Here is a 19590-nt window from a genome sequence, read left to right as displayed (position 1 = left end):
AATGTTCAGTAGTCAGCAAATGCGGGCATAAAAAAAACGGAACCATCGGTTCCGTTTTTTTGGGGCAGCGCCGATCACTCCCTGCGCGGCGGCAGCAAGCCCAGCAATTCTTCCACATGCGAGAGCGTGGAATCATCCTTGATGACACTCTTGAGCCAGGCATGCAGCGGCATTTCGCCCCACTGCGCCGCCTTGTCGGCCAGGTGCGCGACCGGGCTATGGGGCTCGGTGCGACGGAAGAACTCCGCCACCGCGCGCAACTGCGCAATGGCTTCGGCACGGGTGCGGATCGGACCTTGCTGCATCATTGCGCCTGCTGGCGGCGTTTCTTCCACCGATGTTGGCGGAGCCGACGCATCAGCCGCAGCACCACTGGCCGCGCTGTCTTGCAGTTGCGGACTGCGCAGCCCGGTATCGGCCGCAAAGCGCGCCACGGTCTCACGCACCGCAATGAGCGCCTCGCGCGCGGCCGAGAAGCCCGGACCATTCACGCCCAGGCGCGCATCGACGGATTTTTCCAACTGCTCCAGGGCTTGCACGCAGTATTGCGAATCGGCCAGCATGGCCTCGTAGAAGGCGTGCGAGCTACGCTTGCGCGCCGCCTCCATGACCGCCAGCTTGACACCCTCTTCCGGCTGCCCGCCCTCGTTGGCGATCCGCTCGGCATTGGCAGCGCGGGTGCGGGCGGCCTCGAAATCGATCAGCGAATAGGCGCTGCCGCGCCCTTCGGTGAGCGCAATCTCGCGCGACATCGCCACGCTGCGGGCCAGCAGCCAGGTCAGGTTACCGACCCGCTGGTCGTGGTCGCCCTCTTCCGACTGCGGGTACATGTTGTCCCAGAAGCGATCGAACAGCCCCGCCACCAGCAGGAAGCCGTCACCCAGTCCGCGCAGGCCACGCGTCTTGCAGGCCGCCTCGGAGTACCACACCGCCAGCCGCAGGTCCTTGCTGCGTCCCTCCAGCAGGCGCGCGCAGTGTTGTTCGACGAAGGGCCAGTCGGCCTCCTTGATGTCGATCACCCACTCGCCCTGATCCAGGGTGGGATCGTCGAAGCGACGCGCCTCGGCGATGGCGTCGAGGTCGGCCGTGAAGGACAGGTCCTCGCCGGCAGGCGCATTGTCGTTGATGGGATTGAGCAGAGGTTCAATGGCGGACATGGCTGGTTTGCCCCCCAAGAGGGATTTGAGCGTTGGTAGCTTCATGTTGTTGTCGTTCCGGTCTGTTTTATTGTCTTGTGATCAAGATCCGGGACCTGGCGCCGTGCTGGCCAGGCCCTTTCCGGTTTTTTGGACAAGCGGGGGCGTGCTGCGTTCAGGGGTGAGGGGTTTATTTTCTATTGCCTTCCTGCGAACTACGCCCGGACCGACTCTCACCGTCGAGGTCTGGGGGCCACTGTGGCGCCGGAGCACAACGCATCGCAACGTAGTGACACAATCCCAACGGAAGCCAGAGCCAGAAAAACCATACCAGCACCAGCGCTAGGCAATAATCTACCCAACGCATCTTTTTCCGGTATCGCCTTCCTTCATCGGTAGGCGAAAGATAAGGCATGTAGCTGAACAAACTCTTCAAGAATCCGAGCTCTTGTTGCCGCACCTCTAGCTTAGGCAAGCGACCGGTACCATCCGCCATGAATCGACGAAGGTAAGACCAGCGCTCATAGAGCGTGAGGCCGGTTACGTCATTTCTCTTCAAGGCAATGCGGTCGATGACCTCATGCGTTCCCGGCTTACCTATTACGAGATGCAGTTCATAACGAACGATATATGCTTTGCCCGAAAAGCCCGAGAACTTGGCAACTTCCGCTTCCACGCAGCTCCAGTCGTAGACCTTGACTTCCTTGTGCCAACGCTTGAACGAAGAAAGCGAAGCGGCGTACTCATAGGAATAGACCTTTTGTGTATTACGATTGAACCGGACAGGGGTATCTCTCGGCAACCGGCAGTCGTAGATGATGAGAAAAAATGCCCACACGGAAATGCCGAGCAACATCACGACAGCAAGCACTCCCAACAGTGGAATGAGGGTAAAGAACTGGAGGCCGATCGTACTGATCAATGGAATAATCACTGTGCCAACGAACGAAAAGAATATCAGGCCCGTGAAGAGTCCGCCCCCTCGCAATACAGATGATGTACGTGAGATTTCCACATAATTGTTATCGACATGATTAAGGTCCTCCTCCAGCAGAGGACCATCCAGCTTTTCTTCAAAGTTGATCTCCGATGCTCTGGGAGCCAGATCTTCATACCACAGAGGATTGCTCGGAGAAAAACGACTTCCACTGGTCATCTCTGCTCCGCTGCCAGCGCCCATGCCAAGCAATCTTCGCTGTTAGCGGAGTCCGGCCGGAAGTTGATTACCACCATGGTTTCCTCACATTTTCCAGAGTCGGAAAAATAACGTTCAGAAAAAAGTCTGCTATCCGGAAGGATAACACTCAAAAAACGGACCATCTTTCGGTGCAATTCGGCACGTCGCTCACTCCATGTAAGATCCGATGGAGGACGCTCCTATTTTCCCCGACGACTCTCCTCATCCACCTCTGCCGGCCAACGCGCTCGGGCGCACATTTCATTGCAATGTAATAACAGAGTCCAAGAGGCAGCCATATCCAGAAAAACCAGATCGTCAGGAAAATGATCGGGTAATCCAGCCAGCGCATCTTGCTGCGGAAGCGTCTTCCTTCCTCGGTCGGTGAAATGTAGGGCATGAAGTGGAACAAGCTGCTGACGAAGCCCACGCCTTGCATTCTTGCCTTCAGATCAGGAATGCGGGCTGGCCCGTATGCCATGAACCGGCGGATGTAAGACCATAATTGGTACAAGGTCTCGACGGTGACGTCATTGCCCTTGAGTGAAATTCGGTCAATGACCTCGTTGCTTCCTGCCTTGCAGATCACCAGCACCAGTTCATGCCGCACGACGTAGGTCTTTCCCGTGGATGCCGACACCTTGGCAATCTCGGCTTCGACCTGGTCCCAATCGTAGATCTTGATTTCGGTGCGCCAGCGCTGCAGACGCTGTAATGAGGCAGTGTATTCGTAGACGTATATTTTTCTGGTGTTTCGATTGAACCGGACTGGCGTATCCCGCGGGAGAAGACAGTCATGCAGCGCGAACAGACTCGCCGCCAAGGTCGCTCCCAAGAGCATGGTGCAGTAATAGAGCCCGAACCAAGGAGCCGTCACGAAATAGTCGTGCCACTGCTCGATGAGCATAGGGAAAAGGAACGAGGCAGCAAACAGGAAATACATTATCCCGATCAGGACGCCAAGCCCCCTGATCACAGATGACGTACGGGAAATCTCCAGGTAGTTCTCATCGACGTGATTCAGGTCCTCATCGAGAGCTGGGCTATCCAGAGGCTCATTGAGATCGATTTCTGACTCGCGTGCTGCGAGGTCCTCATACCAGGAAGGATTTTTCGGTGTAAATCGGCTTTTCCTGCTTACTGTCACACATCCTCCGCGGTCAATGGCTCCGTCGAGGGATCCCCGCTGTGGTGGCATCCTGCCAAGAACTGATTTTCTTGCCTCGACGACTTTCCTCATCCACCTCTGCTGGCCAATGTGGCTCGGGGGCGCACTTCATTGCGATGTAGTGACAGATCCCAAGAGGCAACCATATCCAGAAAAACCAGATCGTCAGAAAAATGATCGGGTAATCCAGCCAGCGCATCTTGCTGCGGAAGCGTCTTCCTTCCTCTGTTGGGGAAATGTAGGGCATGAAGTGGAACAAGCAGCTGACTAAGCCAACACCTTGGACTCTTACTGTCAGCTCAGGAATGCGGGCTGGCCCGTAAGCCATGAACCGGCGGATGTAGGACCACAATTGGTACAAGGTCTCGACGGTGACGTCATTTCCTTTGAGGGCAATTCGGTCGATGACCTCGTTGGTTCCTGCTTTGCAGATCACCAGCACCAGTTCATGCCGCACGACGTAGGTCTTTCCCGTGGATGCCGACACCTTGGCAATCTCGGCTTCGACCTGGTCCCAATCGTAGATCTTGATTTCCGTGCGCCAGCGCTGCAGACGCTGTAATGACGCTTTGTATTCGTAGGCGTATATTTTTCTGGTGTTTCGATTGAACCGGACTGGTGTATCCCGCGGGAGCAGACAGTCATGCAGGGCGAACAGGCCCACCACCACGCTTCCGCCTACCAGCATGACGCAATAATAGACGCAAAGAAAAGGAGCTATGGCGAAAAAGCGATCCCACTGATAAATCAGGAAAGGAATAAAGAACCCGACTGCACTTAGAAAAAACAATATTCCGATCAGGACACCGAGCCCCCTGATCACTGATGACGTACGAGAAATCTCCAGGTAGTTCTCGTCGATGTGATTCAGGTCTTCATCGAGAACTGGGCTATCCAGACGCTCACTGAGATCGATTTCAGATTCGCGTGCTGCGAGGTCCTCATACCAGGAAGGATTTTTCGGTGTAAATCGGGTTCTACTGCTCGCTGTCACCTATCCTCCGTGATCAATTTCCCGGCCAGGCGATCTCCGCTGTTGGCTTCGACACTATCATGTCACGGCAAACCCTGGGCGGAATCGCATGCGGAATTGCTATGGCAGTGCCCGATATTGTCCCCTGACCTGATCGCGCGAAGGTCGCTAACGTCGGTCCGATGATCGACATGCAGTTGATACTGTCGTTCTGATCGCCGGCGGAGGTGATTCGTCAGACCATTGTGTTCTGGCTGAGTACCACAATCCCCGCTTCAGGACGACCGAAGAGATCGGCTTTCTGCATCAATCTCAGCCGGCCATTTAGGCTCGGGCGCACACTTCATTGCGATGTAGTTACAGATCCCGAGAGGCAACCATATCCAGAAAAACCAGATCGTCAGGAAAATGATCGGGTAATCCAGCCAGCGCATCTTGCTGCGGAAGCGCCGTCCTTCCTCGGTTGGTGAAATGTAGGGCATGAAGTGGAACAAGCTACTAACGAAACTCACACCTTGCACTCTTGCTTTCAGATCAGGAATGCGGGCCGGTCCGTATGCCATGAACCGGCGGACGTAGGACCACAATTGATACAAGGTCTCGACGGTGACGTCATTGCCCTTGAGTGAAATACGGTCGATGACCTCGTTGGTTCCTGCTTTGCAGATCACCAGCACCAGTTCATGCCGCACGACGTAAGCCTTCCCCGTAAATCCCGACACCTTGGCAATCTCCGCCTCGATGTTATCCCAGTCATAGATCTTGATCTCCTTGCGCCAGCGCTGCAAACGCCGTAATGAGGCAGTGTATTCGTAGACGTATATTTTTCTGGTGTTTCGATTAAACCGGACTGGCGTATCTCTAGGAAGTAGACAGTCATGCAGAGCAAACAGGCCCGCCGCCAAGGCCGCTCCCACGAGCATGGTGCAGTAATAGAGCCCAAGCAAAGGAGACCTTGTGACAAACACGTTCCACTGCCGGATCAGATCAGGAATAAGAAACGCAATAGCGCTTGCGAGAAACATTATTCCGACCAGGACGCCTAGCCCCCTGATTACCGATGACGTACGAGAAATCTCCAGGTAGTTCTCATCGACGTGGTTCAGATCTTCATCAAGAAGCGGGCTATCCAAACGCTGGTCGAAGTCGATTCCCGACTCGCGCTCTGGAAGATCCTCGTCCCAGAGCGGATTTTTGGGAGTAAATCGGCTTGTCTTACTTGCTGTCACACATCCTCCGTTACCACTGTCCCTGCCAAGCAATCTTCGCTATTAGTCGCGTCGGGCCAGAAGTTGATTACCACCGTGGTTTCTTTATATTTTCCTGAGTGGACCCCGGCGTACATTTCTACGACCTTGAGTGAGTTATCCGGGCCTGGATACACCGTCGGCAAATCGACGCCAGAAAGACCCGCATGAGATTTTAAGGTCGATGTCGCCAGCGGACGGGGAACCTTGCCAAACTGTCCTCGCTTCAACTCGATATTTCCTTTGGACTTGTGGCGAGCGAACCATACCCATTCGTAGGCTGAATTCTCTGCGCTGAAAATGCCGAATGTTATTCTCAGCTTAACATTGTAATCTTCAAGCTTATCATCGCCAAACCAACGGGTTGAAAAGCTTCGGCTACCCAGTTCGACTCTCAATCCCGACACGATGCTATTGAGCTCTTGCATTTCCTCATCCATCTGTGCGTCGGACCAGAGGCCCTTTCCATTGATGTCCCGTCCAAAATAGCATCGATCGGCCCACAGCTCAGCGGGAGAGGACTCTGCGTTCATCGCCATCCACGTGAAGAATATACCCACGCCGACTAATAGGATGACCCAACCCATTGGGCCCAGTCCCAGCAACCCGCCTAATAGCGCCGGGTTACCTATGGCGAAACCAGAGGCGATGACACCGAACGAAAACGTAACTGTAGCGACACTATAATAGCTTGAAGCATCTGCATCACCTTTTTTACCTGCTCTCACCGAAGCAGCGTGCGATTGCAGGACATCAGTGGCACCGGAGAACATGCCGATGATCCCTGCCCAGCGCATCAGAAATTTTCCCGCTGCCTCGGCGCTAAAGAGCTTGAACAAACCGCCCAAGGCTTCAGTGCTAGCGGCCAGCACGCCGATCCCCGCAGACACCAAAGATAACTGGGCTTCGGTCCCTTCTGCGCCGACTTTCTCCTTGACCGACTTCATCGAATCCTTCCACGCCCACAACTGAAAATAAAGAGAGCCTGCGGCCAGCGCAGGTTCGCCTACAGCACCAAGCTTAAGGTTTCTCGCCATCAGGTCACGCGCCAGCACACGGGCCTGCTGCGCGTTGAGCTCTATTTTCCCGACCAAGGAGCGAAGTTCCTTCCTGACTTCGTCGCTGACCATCGCTGCGGAGACAGAGAGCTTACTTAACACTGCCTTGCCAGTATCAGCCGCGGACTTAGCAGCATTGGAAATGGCCGCCTTGATGGCTGAAACCTTTTCAATGCTCCAGATAGTGACGTCGATGATGCGATCACGAATCCTCGCATCGGAGATACTAAGAAAGCCCGCAAACAGCAACGAATTGACTCGCTTGCGCATGCCATCTCGTACTTTCATTCCCAATTCATTGAGTAACTTGAGGTAATCGCCAACCGTCATTCTTACCTTGATGAAAGTCGTGCTGATCCCGCTATACAAATATTGGCCAGCCTGGATGGCGCGGTTGACAGTCAACAATGCCACTTGACTCAGTTTGGCGTCTACTCTCGTGGAAACCGCGCTGATGGTGGTCATGAGGCTCGCAGCCCATGTCTTGACACGACCATCGATGAAGTGCTCTAACTTCTTCGGTCCGTCTACTTCTTCTGAGGCAGTGATTCCTTTAGCGGTCTCGTACAGCTTATCGGTCTTGTTCAGCTCGTTATCTTCGCTCCACAGAGAAGGTTTTTCCGGGAGCAGGAAAGCTAGCAGTTCCTTGCGACCGCCGAACAAGCCCTGAAACACTGGATTAGTCACATCGTCAGGCTTGGCGGAAAACCATTTCATCCATAGCGCCTGCGAATACTCATCCTCGCCGGTTCCGCCAGACAAGCATACGGCTGACATCTCGACAAAATCCTTGTAGTCAGATCCGTAGTTGGTCACATAGTCTTTGAAGTGCAAGCGCCAGGCATCGTGCCCGGCCCACAAGGCCCAGTCGTGACCTTGGTTCTTGATGCCCTCCTCGAAACCCTTCATGGCCTCGGTATAGCGCTGATCGAAGGCCGCGCGGGCGCCTTCATCGTAACGCCTGGCGATCCGGATCCACGCATCGTCGGCGTCCCGCTGAGCGCGCTCTGCGCGGGTCGTCGTCTTCATGTTGTAGACAGAGATGCCTGCCGTCCCCGACATTGGTATGGATTCGGTATCCAGCTCGTATTGCTTGTCCGGCTTCTTGTCCTTCTTCTCTTGAGCCTCACGATTGGCGGAAGCGGCCTGCTCAAAGAATTTCTTGAGGCCGAGTATCGACTGAGAGACTATCAGCGGCCGCATCACGGCCGCCCCAAAGTCCTGACGCGCTTTCACCACGCGGGAAACTGCGCCGTTCAGTTCCTGCACCATACCAACCGGATCATGCAGAACGAGTGCTGCCATCTTCCGCTTCGTTTTCTTCTGGTAGGCGGTAGCATGTTCGCCAACGGCGGCCAGTTGACCGCTGCGGGGATAATTGCCGTGCAAACTCTCCCACTGGAAATCGCCTTTGCTTACCTTCTCGGCAGACACCACTGGCGCCGGATACTGTAGACGCTTGGCGTAGTCACCGGCATCCCTGGCATATTCCTCGACATAGGCATGCAGGCTCGTCCCGTCGGGGGTGATCTCCAGCGCATTGGGAACCTGTGCAGGCGCGTTGGCCATCTGGGTCAAGTCAACCTGCTGCATCCGGGCATCCGGCTTCGCCTCAAAGGCAGAACGCACTTCCTTGCGCCAGGGAAGTTCAGAGAAGCCGATCCATACCTTCTTGTACTTCTCGGGAATGTTGATAAAACTGGCCGGTATGTTATGACCATCCCGCTTGCATGCCTCGGTCAATGGACGGTTACCCTTGGCATCTGGATCGTCGGGATTCTTCAGCAAGCGCAGGTAGCCATCATCGGTTACCGCGTAGGTCTGCCAATGACCTTTGACCCCCATGTAGACATGGACATAGCCTTTGCGCAGCACGCGCAACGTGTAACGATTTCCTTTGAGCGGCTGTGCCGCGAACTTATCCATCTGCGGTAGCGACTGCGGGCCAGCGCCTATTGCAGTGACATACGAGGGCTTGACGGCATAGCGCAGTGGCAGGATAGGGTAGCCCGTGCGCTGGCAGAAACTGCATTGGCCATTGCTGCCGAGCGCGCATTTCTGTGCACTATTGGCATTGGCGCGCATCGTCGCCGCGCCAGTGGTCGATTTAACTTGAGTGACTTCAGTGCCCATCAGAACCTCTCCAAATACAGTTTAATCAGCCCCGCGTGACGCGGCGATTTCTTCCAGCGTGTTGTCGGACAGTTCGCACATCAGTTCACTCAAGGTCTGTTCGCCCTGCTGCGCCTGTCTGATCGCCTTCGCCGCGGCGGGATGCGCGGTCCAATCGCGTGAAATCGAAAAGTCGTTGAGCGCGAAGAAGACCAGATCTTCAGTACGTTGCAGTCCTAGGTCCCCGGCCCGCTGCAGGGACGCATCGATGGCGGTTTCCGGGTGGGTGGGCAGGATGATCCCGGCGTCTGCCATTGCCATGGCAACCAGCCGCGCATTGGCTACCCGCTGCTGCGCCTGCCAGTGCCGCTGGCTGAGATGTTCCTTGCTGGAGATTCCTTCGGCCAATTCATTGACCGCGAGACTATGGAGTTCACCCTGCATGTCCAGCCACAGCCAGTGGCTGATCGGTCCCAGCCAGCGGCGCAGGAAACTCTCCAGTCCCGCATCGGCTACCAGCGACAGGCGATGGGGCTCAAACAACGGCAGTACACGGCGACATCCGCGCAGCACGTCGAACAACTCACATGCACGCGCCAGATGGGTGGCGATGTCATGGGCCGGACTTTCCGACACCAGCCATCCACAAACGTAACTGCCATTAATGCTGTCACGCCGACGCCATGCGTGGTCGATGCTCAAATCCAGCAGCAACTCGTCGGGATATCCGCGATCGCCAGGTGAATACAGCGTTACCAAGGAAGGGCAAATCGCGGGATCGTGTACAAAATCGGCGCGCGGCACCGGGACTGCCTTGGCCGGAATATCGCGCTTGGCCAGACGGGCAATATGCAACGCATCATCATCGGCGCAAGGGTGATTGCCATCCAGTAGCAGATGCACATGGCTGCGGGGATGAACTTCGCGCAACTGAAACAAGACGGCACGCAGTTGTTCATTGACTTTGGATTGGCTCATGATGCGATCCTTCTTACGCCGTTCTCAGAATTCGGGGTGCCCTCAGGCGCCACTCTTGTACTCACAATCAGCCAACGGCCCAGGCGCCGGCACGCTGGCACTGGAGCCAGAACTGGCCGGCCCAGTCAATTCCTTGGCACTCGCCCTGAACTCCATCGCCCCCGGCCCATGCACCTCGATATTGCCGCCTTCCAGCCGCAGCCACGCGCCTTGCGCCGCCAGTTGCACATGCTGTTTGCCCGCAACGCTGACATCCTTGCCCACGCTGGCCACCGTCAACTGCTTGGCCGAGGTCAGCAAGGTCTGCCCGGCCTGGCTCTGCACGCTGACCTTGCCCGCCGCTGCATGCAGGGCCATGCCGGTTTCCTGGTTCGGCTTGCTGCCGTTGCTGGCCTTGCCATAGGTGAAGAGGCTGATGCCGGATTTGCTCAGGTAATGCAGATTGCCTTGGGCGATCTGGTTGATATCCTTGCCCGCGGTGACGCTGCTGGTCACACCCGCGGCGATGATGGCGCTGGCCGGGGTGACGGCGGCGATGCCGGCCGGGCTGGAGAGCTGCAGCTGCGGGGCGCTGAAGGCGGTTGTGGCGGTGGTGGCGCTGCTGCCCTGGCCATCACTGCCACTGCTGCCGGTGCTGGCGCTCTGGGTGGCCTTGAGCACCTCAATGCTCTCCCCCATGGCTTCGACCGCGGGTAGTTTGGCGGCGTCGCTCTCGCCTTCCAGGCGGGCGTTGTGCTTTTGCGCGGTCTCGGCCAGCTGCTGCTGCTTTTGTGCGCTCTCGCTCAATTGCGACAGTCCCTGCGTCATGTCGAGCTGGGCGCTGATGCTCTTTTCGGTCGAGACCAGCAGGCCTTGCCCCGCGCGCAGCGCGGCGCTGTACAGGGTCTTCAGTTCGAAGCCCTGGCCGGTCGTGGCCAGGCGCTGGTTGTCGGTCTGCTGGCGCAGCAGGCCGAGGTTGAGCTCGCTGGCGCCGTCGTGGGCGTCGGCGTGCTGTTGCAGCGCTGCGCGCGCCTGTCCGGGGCTGTCGTCGAATACCAGTTGGTTATAGCCTCCGCCGCCGCTCTGGCTGGCGGAGAGGGCCTGGGTCTTGATGCCGGAGAGCACGGCGGCATGATTGTGCGCGCCACTGCTGCCCGGGAACCAGGCCGGGGCATTGCCGGTGGCGCTGCCTGCGCCCTGCCCGGCCTGGTTGCCCTGGGCATTGTCGACGCCGCGGCCGTTGTAGAGGGTGCCGATCACCACCGGTCGGTCGATATCACCTTCGATGAAATCGATCAGCACTTCCTGGCCCACGCGAGGCACGGCCTGGCCGCCCCAGTTGGCGCCGGCCGTGGGCGCGAGGCCCGCCAGCACGCGCACCCAGGTGCCGGCCTGTTCGTTGGCGGGGGCGCCCACATGATCGTCAGGCGTCGGTGAGGACAGGCCGCTGTGGCTGCGCTCGCCGCGCTGCCAGTGGAATTGCACGCGGATGCGGTTGTCGCGGTCAGTGTGCACGGCCTGGCCCTGCGCGCCTACGACCACGGCGCTCTGCTGGCCATGGGCCTGGGGCTTGGGATAAAGGCGTTCGCCCTGGGCATCGACCAGCAGGGGGCGATAGGGAATCTTGTTGCGGATGGCTTCGAAGCGGTTGCGGTAGACCGGGCGCGCCTGCGTATCGGCGGAGCGCAAGGCGGTGTCGAGCAGGCTGCCTTTGTGGTCGTGATCGTCCAGCTGGGCTTGGCCCAGCAGCGCCGTCACGCCGGCCTTGAGGTCGGCGCTCAGGTTGTTGTGCGCCTGGTGGACCACGCGCAGCAGGACGAACTGGTCGTCGTCGCCGCCGTCGTGGTCGTAGTGGCCGGTGAGCGTGAAGGTGGTGCCGGGCAGGAAGCTGCGCACGGTGCCCGCGCCGGTGAAGACCTTGTTGCGCACTTCGATGGCCTGCATCTGGTTGAGCGCCTGGCGCTGCGCCTGTTCGGGGCTCTCGTTGATGTATTGGCCGGGGGCGTCGCGGCTGGTGAGGACCAGCTTGTCATGGGCGTTCTCGCCGCTGCTGGCGGTGCTGGCCGCGCGCACGGCGGTCTGGCGGTAATCCCAGGTGAGGATCTCGACCGCATTGGTCTGCCAGCGGCGTACGCTGCGCCAGCGGTCGATGTTGTCCTGGGCCATCACGGCGTTGGTTTGCGCAAAGGCGACGGTGGAGCGCGCATTGGGCTTGAAGCTACCGTTATGGTCGGCGATCACCACCGTATGGCTGCCCAGGCTGGCGCTGTTGCTGTCGCCCTGGTGCTCGATATAGTAGAACAGCCCTTCCTCGACCATGAGGCGGGTGACGAAGGCCAGGTCGGTTTCCTGGTACTGCGTGGCCAGGCTGCGCTTGGCATAGGCCGAGGCATCCTGCAGATCCAGTCGCCAGGCGGGTTGCAGACGGCCCTGGCCGCGATAGTCGGCGAAGACGGCTTCGATGATGGCGGGTGCGCTCATGTCCTGGAACACGGCGCTGTCGCGGCGGTGCCGCAGGAAGGACAGCCAGGGTTCGATGGTCAACAGGTAGCGGGCCATGCCGCCATTGGCGCCTTCCATGCGGCAGGCGGTCACATGGCCGTGGAAGGCGCGCGCGCCGCCATCGGTATCCAGTTCCAGCAGCACGGGCTGGCCCAGCAGCTTGCGCAGCGAGATGTCGGCGTTCAGGCTCAGGCACGACAGCTGCAGACGATAGCCGGCGATGGCTTGATCGATGGCGCTGCTGTCCTCACCCGGGCCGACCTGCTCCACCGCCTGCAGGCGCTCGGCCATCAGGGCATGGGGGCCGTAGTCCTGGTCCAGCGGGGTATGCAGGCGCATCACGCGGGCCGACTGGCTCCACGCGCCGAACAGGGCGGGCAGGTCCGACAGGTTCATGGCCGGCTCCTGGCGGCGCCGGGTTGTGGCGAGGTCGAAGGATGGGGAGCTGCTGTGCGCGTCATGATCTCACTCAAGCATGGTGACTTGTTATTGATTACTGGTTACTCGTTACTGGATGGTGTATTTGAAGTCGCCCTTCTTGCCGGCCGACACCTTGATGCGGCTGATGCCCTGGCCTTCGGCCATGCGCGCCAGCACGCTCTCGGCAATCTCGGGCAGCAGGCTGCCGTTGAGGATGTTGTCGACATTGCGCGCGCCTGAATCCACTTCGGTGCAGCGCGCCAGCACGGCTTCGACCAGCGCCTTGTCATAGCTGAACTCGGCCTTGTGGTTCTCGGCGATGCGATTGGCGATGCGTCCGAGCTTGAGCTTGATGATCTGCTCGAGCACCTCGTCGCTGATCGGATAGTAGGGAATGACCTTCAGGCGACCGAGGAAAGCCGGCTTGAAGGCCTTGACCAGTTGCGGGCGGATCAGCACGTCGAGTTCGTCCGGCGTTGGCAGCTCGGCGGCGCTCTTGTTCAGGCAGGCCTGCATCAGCTGCGAGGAAGCGACGTTGCTGGTGAGGATGATGATGGTGTTCTTGAAGTCGATCTCGCGCCCTTCGCCATCGTCCATCACGCCCTTGTCGAAGACCTGGAAGAACAGCTCCAGCACGTCCGGGTGGGCTTTCTCGACTTCGTCGAGCAGCACCACGCTGTAGGGATTGCGTCGCACCGCTTCGGTGAGCACGCCGCCTTCGCCGTAGCCGACGTAGCCTGGGGGCGAGCCTTTGAGGCCCGAGACGGTGTGGGCTTCCTGGTACTCGCTCATGTTGATGGTGATGAGCTTGCGTTCGCCGCCGTAGAGCACGTCGGCCAGGGCCAGGGCGGTCTCGGTCTTGCCCACGCCGGAGGGGCCGACGAACAGGAACACGCCCTTGGGCTTGCCGGGATCATCGAGGTTGGCGCGCGAGGTGCGCACGCGCTGCGCGACGGCGGCGGTGGCCTGCGGCTGGCCGAGCACGCGCTCCTTGAGCAGCGCATCCAGTCCCAGCACGGTCTTGATCTCGTCCTTGACCATCTTGCCCAGCGGGATGCCGGTCCAGCCAGCCACGATCTCGGCCACCACATGGCCATCGACCTGCACTGGCACCATCGGCGTTTCGCCCTGATGCTCCTTCAACTGGGCCAGCAGCTGCTGCAACTCGCTGCGGGCGGCCGCGCTGTCCTGACTGCTGGCGCTTTCCTGGTTGGCCTCTTCCAGCGCGGCGCGGGCGGCCTGGATGCGGCCATTGAGTTCGCGCTCCTGCTCCCAGCGTTGCTGCAGCTCGGTCTGCTCGGCGATGGCCTGCGCGTGCTGGGCCTGCAGTTCGCCCAGACGGGTGGCGTGGGAAGCGCCGCTGCGGGTTTCGCGCTCCAGTGCGGCGATCTCGGCGGCGAGCCGTTCCAGGCGACGGGTCACGCCTTCCAGGCGCGCGGGGGTGGCGTTCTGGCCCAGGGCCACCTTGGCGCAGGCGGTGTCGAGCACGCTGATGGCCTTGTCGGGCAGCTGGCGGCCGCTGATATAGCGATGCGACAGGCGCACGGCTTCGGTGATGGCTTCGTCGTAGACGCGCACGCCGAAGTGCTTTTCCATCAGCGGGGCCATGGCGCGCAGCATGGCGCAGGCGACTTCTTCGGTCGGTTCCTCGACCTTGATGACCTGGAAGCGGCGGGCCAGGGCGGCGTCCTTCTCGAAGTACTTCTTGTACTCGCTCCAGGTGGTGGCGGCGATGGTGCGTAGCTCGCCCCGCGCCAGCGCTGGCTTGAGCAGGTTGGCGGCGTCGTTCTGGCCGGCCTGGCCGCCGGCGCCGATCATGGTATGGGCTTCGTCGATGAAGAGGATGATGGGATGCGGGCTCTTCTTGACCTCGTCGATGACGCCCTTGAGGCGGTTCTCGAACTCGCCCTTGACGCTGGCGCCGGCCTGCAGCAGGCCCATGTCCAGCGTGTGGATCTCCACGCCCTGCAGGGCCTGCGGCACATCATCCTGGGCGATGCGCAGCGCCAGCCCTTCGACCACGGCGGTCTTGCCCACGCCGGCTTCACCGGTGAGGATGGGGTTGTTCTGGCGGCGCCGCAGCAGGATATCGACGGCCTGGCGGATCTCGCCATCGCGGCCGACGACCGGGTCGATCTTGCCCTCGCGGGCGCGTTGGGTGAGGTTGGTGGTGTACTGGTCCAGCGCGGGTGTCCTGCCGCCAGCGCGCATTTCGCCGACCGGGTCGCCGCCCTGCTGCTCGTCTGCCTGCCCATCTGCGGCTGCCGATGCCGATGCCGATGCCAAGGCGGGGGCTTCCACCGAGCCTTCGGTCAGCTTGGCCAGGTCGTGCTTGAGTTCATCCACCTTGAAGCGGGCAAACAGTTTGGAGCCGCGATAGGCCAGTTGCGCCAGCTCGGTCTGGGTCAGCAGCGCCAGCAGCAGATGACCGCTGCGGATGCTGGGGCGCTCGCCATCGAGCGAGGCGATCAGCCAGCCATGTTCGAACAGCGTCTGCAGATGGGACGAGAGCACCGGGGTGCGGGTGTTGCCGTTCTTGAACTGGCTGATCTCGTGTTCCAGATCGGCCTGCAGGCTGTCGGGGCTGATGCCGCTGCGGCGCACGATCAGGCTGAAGTCGGTCTGCGGGTTTTCCAGCAGCGCCAGGAACAGGTGCTCCAGGTCCACTTCATACTGGCCGCGCGCCATGCACAGGCTGGCAGCACGTTCGGTGGCGAGGCGGCTGCTGTCGTTGAGCTTGCTGATCAGCGATTTGAGGTTGATGCCCATGGTGTTGGTTTTCCCGTTTTGTCGTTGTTGGCGGTGTCGTCAGTGCACGGCGAGCTGATAGCAGATATCGGCCCGGTCCTGCTGTTGCGGTGCGGTGGCCACGAAGCTGTCCCAGCCCAGGCGGCCGCCGGTACGGTCCGGTGACAATCCCAGTCCGCGTACATCTTCGGCGCGCAAGATCAGCTGGATCTCGTACTCCAGCGTGGGGCCGGTGAATACGCCCAGCATGCGCGAGAGCGCCTGCGATGCGCGCGCGCCCGGCAGGAACTGCTCGAAGTCGGGCAAGGCCAGCGGCCCTAGGCGCAGGCGCATGCGCAGGTCGCGCTGCCAGACGCGCTGGCCGGCCATGGCGGTGCCCAGCGCCGAGTTGGTCGATCCCAGCATGGTCTGGTGCTCGCGCGGTACGTCGTACCATTGGCCGACGAATTGCTCGATGGTCAGCGGTATCGAGAAATACTCGCTCAATACCTGCTGCATGTAAGGTGCAGAGGCGGGCCGGTGACTCAGTGCGGCGGCGAAATGGGCGATGGATTCATCGCGCACGCCGCGGCCATCGACTTCCAGCAGGCGTTCGCGCAGCGAGCGAAAACCGATGCCCGACAGCGACAGCAGCAGCGGCAGGAATTTGTCGCGGCGTCCCATCTCGTACTGGAAGGCCAGGCGGTACTTGCTCCAGGCCTGGTAGAACAAGGCCAGCGAGCGCGTCGAGAACACATCCAGGAAGGCCCGCGGACCTTCGTCGCGGTGCTCGATCTGGTGGCGGGCGATGCGCTCGGTATAGTGCGCAGGCAGCGCGCCGCTGCCGCCCAGGAAACCCATGAAGGTGGGCGTCAGGCGCACGTACTTCATCTTGCCTTCGCGCAGCGACTGCGCCATGCCGGCCACCGAGGTATCGTCGCTGCTGGCGACGGCGTCGATGGCCTCGATCTCGCTGGCAGGAAAACCCAGCGCGGTGCGATTGGCGAAACGCAGGAAGTCGCACACTGCGCGCTCGGGCGCCACGCCATTGCGCTTGAACCAGAGCTCGATCATGCGCACGGCCTGGAAAAACTGGAAGCGATGGGGAGCGGCGAAGAGCCGCTCGATCACGCTAGGTTCAAATCGCCGCTGCGTGGCTTGCATATCAGCAGTTCCTCTGCGGTGCGTTTGGATAACACGCGTAATTGCGTAAAGCTGTTGGCGTGCACGTACAGACCCAGGAAGCGGTCGATCACGCCGGCAAAGGCATGCAGTCCGCTACCGACGAAGCCCTCTTCATCGACGGTGAGCTTGACCTCGATGCCCCGCACCAGGCTGGCAAAGGGGTTGCCAGGCAGCCAGGCGGTGCTGGCCTTGTGGTCGATGGACACGATGGCGCCGATCTGGCGCTGCGAGATCGGCGAATTGGACAGGTCGTAGAGGGTGAGCATCTCCTGGAAGGCTTCCAGCCCGCCGCGCATGAGCGAGAGGTGGTTCAGCGACAGATGCGAGATCAGCCGCCAGTGCGCACCGCGCCCGCGCTCGAAGCGCGCCGGCAGCGTGGGCTTGCGCAGCAGCGCGGCCGAACGCACCAGTCCGCCGCCTTCCATCTGCAGATCGCCGCCCGGCAGGCCATAGGTGAGCGAGGCTGGCAGGTCGCGGTTGGTGCAGGTCAGTTCGATGGACAGCGTATCGGTCTCTACCTCGGCGGGATCGAAATCGATATCGACGATGGAAATCTCGGTCTCGTAGCCGGGGCTCTTCAAGGCTACCAGCTCGTCGCGGCGCATGGCCCAGTAGTGCCCTTCCTTTTCCGGCGACTGGCCATGGCGCAACGAGTAGAAGGGACGGAACTGGGTCACCGATTCGCCCTGCGGGGTCTGCCGCACCAGTTGCACCGAATCGATGGAATAGACCTCATAACCGAAGGCGCGACGAGCGTCCGGCACCACCGGATAGGAGGCGCCGGCATGGGTCAGGCGGATCGGGTCGCCGCGCTGGCGGAACAGGTTGATGACGGGGGTGCAGCCCAGCAGCAGATTGGCCGCGCTCACGCCGCCCAGTTGGCGGGCTACGTGAGAATCGGCGCGCAGGCCCGACAAGCCCAGGTGCAGCGTGAACTTGCGCGTGCCGGTGGGCAGCAAGGCCAGGATGGCCGCCAGGTCCAGGTCAAAGAAATTGAATTTCTCGGGGAAGCAGAAATATTCGGTCAACAGGCGATAGGCCGGGTGCGAGCGCGCAGGGAAATCGATCAGCGCATCGTCTTCGGCAAAACCCACCTCGGCCAGCGGCACCTTGCGCAAGGCAGTCCAGCGGCCACTGTTGGGCAGTTCGACCCAGGCCGCTACGCTGCGCATGAACAGGCTGTCACGCAGGGCTGCGCAGAACGAGGCCTCGCCATCGATGAACACGCGCAGCGAAGACAGACCCAGCTGCGCCAGCGTGAGCTGTTCCGAGGTGGTGTCGATGACGATGGACAGCGACGAGCTCACCGAGGTCGGCAGCGTGACTGCCTCGGGGGCTTCGATGATGGGGGCGAAGGTGGCGTGCGAGAGGCGGATCGGCGCTACGGTGACGTCGTAGGCGGTCTGGAACTTGCACGCCACGCCCTTGACCTGGCGCGTGGTCAGCGCGGTGCCGCGCGGGATCACGCTGGCCGTGGTCAGCTGGGCGGCCGAGGCGGCGTAATCCATGCGCGCAATCGAGCAGGACGGGAAAGGCCGCAGGTAGTGCGGATAGAGCACCTCGAAGAGGGCTTCGGTGAATTCCGGGTAATCGTCGTCGAGCCGCTTGGAGACGCGCGCATTGAGCAGGGCATAGGACTGGATCATGCGCTCGATGTGCGGGTCTTCGCAGACCTCGCCGGACATCAGCAGGCTGCCGGCGATCTTGGGATAGCGTTCGGAAAACTCCCGCGAGTAGCGCCGCAGGAAGCTCAGTTCGCGTTCATAGTAGGGAAGCAGCTCTTGCACTTAGACTCCTATGCGCGTGGCGCGCCCCTTGCTGATCGAATACTGCAGGCTGGAAGGCTGCAGCACGGCGTCGAAGCTGACCGCCTCGCGGGCCGCATTGACGACCAGCAAGGCGCTGATGGCGAAATTGAGACGGTTGATGCTGCCTTCCTGCACCTCCAGGGAGGCGCGCACATTGCGCAGGCGCGGCTCGTGGCGGGCGATCGCCTCTTCCAGCGAGCGGCAGATGGCGGCGCGGTCATCGAGGCTGGCCAGGCTCATGCCGGCGAAGTCGTTCAGACCATAGGCAATGATGGATTTGCTGCATTCGGGAAAATGCCGGAACAGCTGTTCCGGGATCACGGCGCGCGTATTGAGCATGGCCTCGAGGTCGCGGGCCACGGCGTCCTTGAGTTCTTCGATCGACAGGCGGCTGACCACGGTATTGGGCGACACCCGGTCGCTCTCGTGCATGAGCCTGTCAAAGAGGCTGGGAGCAAAGCCTTTCATATGCCTTATCCGACGTTTAAGGTGTTCGAATTATTCAGCCGGGAACAAGCAAGACCCGCTGGCGCTGCCGCCGCCGCGGGTCTCTTGCAACAGCGCGTGCGCCACCGTCCAGGACGGCTGCGCACGCAGGTACAGCCAGGGATCAGATGACCTTGTTGGTCGACAGGTCCCAGCCGCCCGAGGTGTTGCCGGCGGTGCCGCCATCCTTCTTCTGCTGGGTGTACTTCCACTTGACGGTGGAGTACTTCAGGCCGACGGTTTCGTTGAGGATCTCGCCGGACTCGATGCTGGGCTTGACGCTGCTGATCATCACGTTGGTCAGTTCGATCTCGAAGTAGCGCACGCGCTCGCCCTTGCCGTCGGCGCGCATGAATTCGAACTTGGCCTTGGGGATGGTCTTGCCCGAGGACGAGTTCTGCAGCAGCAGCGGGGAAGCCAGGTCGGCGACCTTGGTGAAGACGATATCCTTGTGCTCGCAGCGCTCGGCGGTGTGGCCGCCACCGGTGGAGGCCGTAGCCGACTTGGGCTGCAGGACTTCCCAGTCGACGGTCTTGCACTCGATCCAGTCCTTGTGCAGATCATCGGTCGATTCGCCCTTGATACCGTCGATTTGGAGGTAGACGTCAATTGCCATAACTTATCCTGTAAGTGT

General features: G+C 60.5%; 13 protein-coding genes. All 13 read right to left on the bottom strand.

Annotation, left to right across the window (positions count from 1 at the left end; all coding sequences use genetic code 11):
- Positions 1-74: 74 nt before the first annotated feature.
- Positions 75-1202, bottom strand: a complete 1128-nt coding sequence (gene tssA, locus ACP92_RS03770) for a type VI secretion system protein TssA (RefSeq protein ID WP_013232791.1) — start codon at positions 1200-1202, stop codon at positions 75-77.
- A 124-nt stretch (positions 1203-1326) separates the two neighbouring features.
- The gene (locus ACP92_RS03765) at positions 1327-2292 is read right to left on the bottom strand and encodes a DUF6708 domain-containing protein (RefSeq protein ID WP_013232790.1); all 966 of its coding nucleotides are present in this window, start codon (positions 2290-2292) and stop codon (positions 1327-1329) included.
- A gap of 148 nt (positions 2293-2440) precedes the next feature.
- Positions 2441-3553: a DUF6708 domain-containing protein gene (locus ACP92_RS03760; protein WP_232284896.1), complete on the bottom strand. Its 1113-nt coding sequence runs from the start codon at positions 3551-3553 to the stop codon at positions 2441-2443.
- Positions 3474-4475 carry a DUF6708 domain-containing protein gene (locus ACP92_RS03755; RefSeq protein WP_013232788.1) on the bottom strand — a complete coding sequence of 334 codons (1002 nt, stop codon included), beginning with the start codon at positions 4473-4475 and terminating at the stop codon, positions 3474-3476. Before ACP92_RS03755 ends, ACP92_RS03760 begins: the two co-directional genes overlap by 80 nt.
- Positions 4476-4729: 254 nt before the next feature.
- Positions 4730-5683 carry a DUF6708 domain-containing protein gene (locus ACP92_RS03750; protein WP_041310141.1) on the bottom strand — a complete coding sequence of 318 codons (954 nt, stop codon included), beginning with the start codon at positions 5681-5683 and terminating at the stop codon, positions 4730-4732.
- On the bottom strand, positions 5680-8892 hold the full coding sequence (locus ACP92_RS03745) for a T6SS effector BTH_I2691 family protein (protein ID WP_013232786.1): 3213 nt from the start codon (positions 8890-8892) through the stop codon (positions 5680-5682). The genes ACP92_RS03750 and ACP92_RS03745 overlap by 4 nt, the downstream gene beginning before the upstream one ends.
- A gap of 21 nt (positions 8893-8913) precedes the next feature.
- On the bottom strand, positions 8914-9849 hold the full coding sequence (locus tag ACP92_RS03740) for a hypothetical protein (protein ID WP_013232785.1): 936 nt from the start codon (positions 9847-9849) through the stop codon (positions 8914-8916).
- Between the two features lie 42 nt (positions 9850-9891).
- Positions 9892-12726: a type VI secretion system Vgr family protein gene (locus tag ACP92_RS03735; protein ID WP_013232784.1), complete on the bottom strand. Its 2835-nt coding sequence runs from the start codon at positions 12724-12726 to the stop codon at positions 9892-9894.
- 111 nt (positions 12727-12837) lie between these two features.
- On the bottom strand, positions 12838-15519 hold the full coding sequence (gene tssH / locus ACP92_RS03730; RefSeq protein WP_013232783.1) for a type VI secretion system ATPase TssH: 2682 nt from the start codon (positions 15517-15519) through the stop codon (positions 12838-12840).
- Between the two features lie 39 nt (positions 15520-15558).
- A complete protein-coding gene (tssG, locus tag ACP92_RS03725) occupies positions 15559-16641 on the bottom strand; it encodes a type VI secretion system baseplate subunit TssG (protein ID WP_013232782.1) in 1083 nt (360 codons plus the stop codon).
- Entirely contained in the window at positions 16605-18449 is a 1845-nt protein-coding gene (gene tssF / locus ACP92_RS03720; RefSeq protein WP_013232781.1) for a type VI secretion system baseplate subunit TssF, read from the bottom strand. Before tssF ends, tssG begins: the two co-directional genes overlap by 37 nt.
- A complete protein-coding gene (tssE, locus tag ACP92_RS03715; RefSeq protein WP_013232780.1) occupies positions 18450-18938 on the bottom strand; it encodes a type VI secretion system baseplate subunit TssE in 489 nt (162 codons plus the stop codon).
- A gap of 142 nt (positions 18939-19080) precedes the next feature.
- On the bottom strand, positions 19081-19572 hold the full coding sequence (locus ACP92_RS03710) for an Hcp family type VI secretion system effector (protein ID WP_013232779.1): 492 nt from the start codon (positions 19570-19572) through the stop codon (positions 19081-19083).
- Positions 19573-19590 lie beyond the last annotated feature (18 nt).

It is taken from the genome of Herbaspirillum seropedicae (assembly GCF_001040945.1).
GTDB classification, from domain to species: Bacteria; Pseudomonadota; Gammaproteobacteria; order Burkholderiales; family Burkholderiaceae_D; genus Herbaspirillum; species Herbaspirillum seropedicae.
This window is presented reverse-complemented; position numbering and strand designations above follow the sequence as displayed.

Coding starts and splice junctions, on each gene's coding strand:
- tssA (WP_013232791.1), bottom strand. CDS start 1,202: ATGAAGCTACCAACGCTCAAATCCCTCTTGGGGGGCAAACCAGCCATG.
- ACP92_RS03765 (WP_013232790.1), bottom strand. CDS start 2,292: ATGACCAGTGGAAGTCGTTTTTCTCCGAGCAATCCTCTGTGGTATGAA.
- ACP92_RS03760 (WP_232284896.1), bottom strand. CDS start 3,553: ATGAGGAAAGTCGTCGAGGCAAGAAAATCAGTTCTTGGCAGGATGCCA.
- ACP92_RS03745 (WP_013232786.1), bottom strand. CDS start 8,892: ATGGGCACTGAAGTCACTCAAGTTAAATCGACCACTGGCGCGGCGACG.
- ACP92_RS03740 (WP_013232785.1), bottom strand. CDS start 9,849: ATGAGCCAATCCAAAGTCAATGAACAACTGCGTGCCGTCTTGTTTCAG.
- ACP92_RS03735 (WP_013232784.1), bottom strand. CDS start 12,726: ATGAACCTGTCGGACCTGCCCGCCCTGTTCGGCGCGTGGAGCCAGTCG.
- tssH (WP_013232783.1), bottom strand. CDS start 15,519: ATGGGCATCAACCTCAAATCGCTGATCAGCAAGCTCAACGACAGCAGC.
- tssG (WP_013232782.1), bottom strand. CDS start 16,641: ATGCAAGCCACGCAGCGGCGATTTGAACCTAGCGTGATCGAGCGGCTC.
- tssE (WP_013232780.1), bottom strand. CDS start 18,938: ATGAAAGGCTTTGCTCCCAGCCTCTTTGACAGGCTCATGCACGAGAGC.
- ACP92_RS03710 (WP_013232779.1), bottom strand. CDS start 19,572: ATGGCAATTGACGTCTACCTCCAAATCGACGGTATCAAGGGCGAATCG.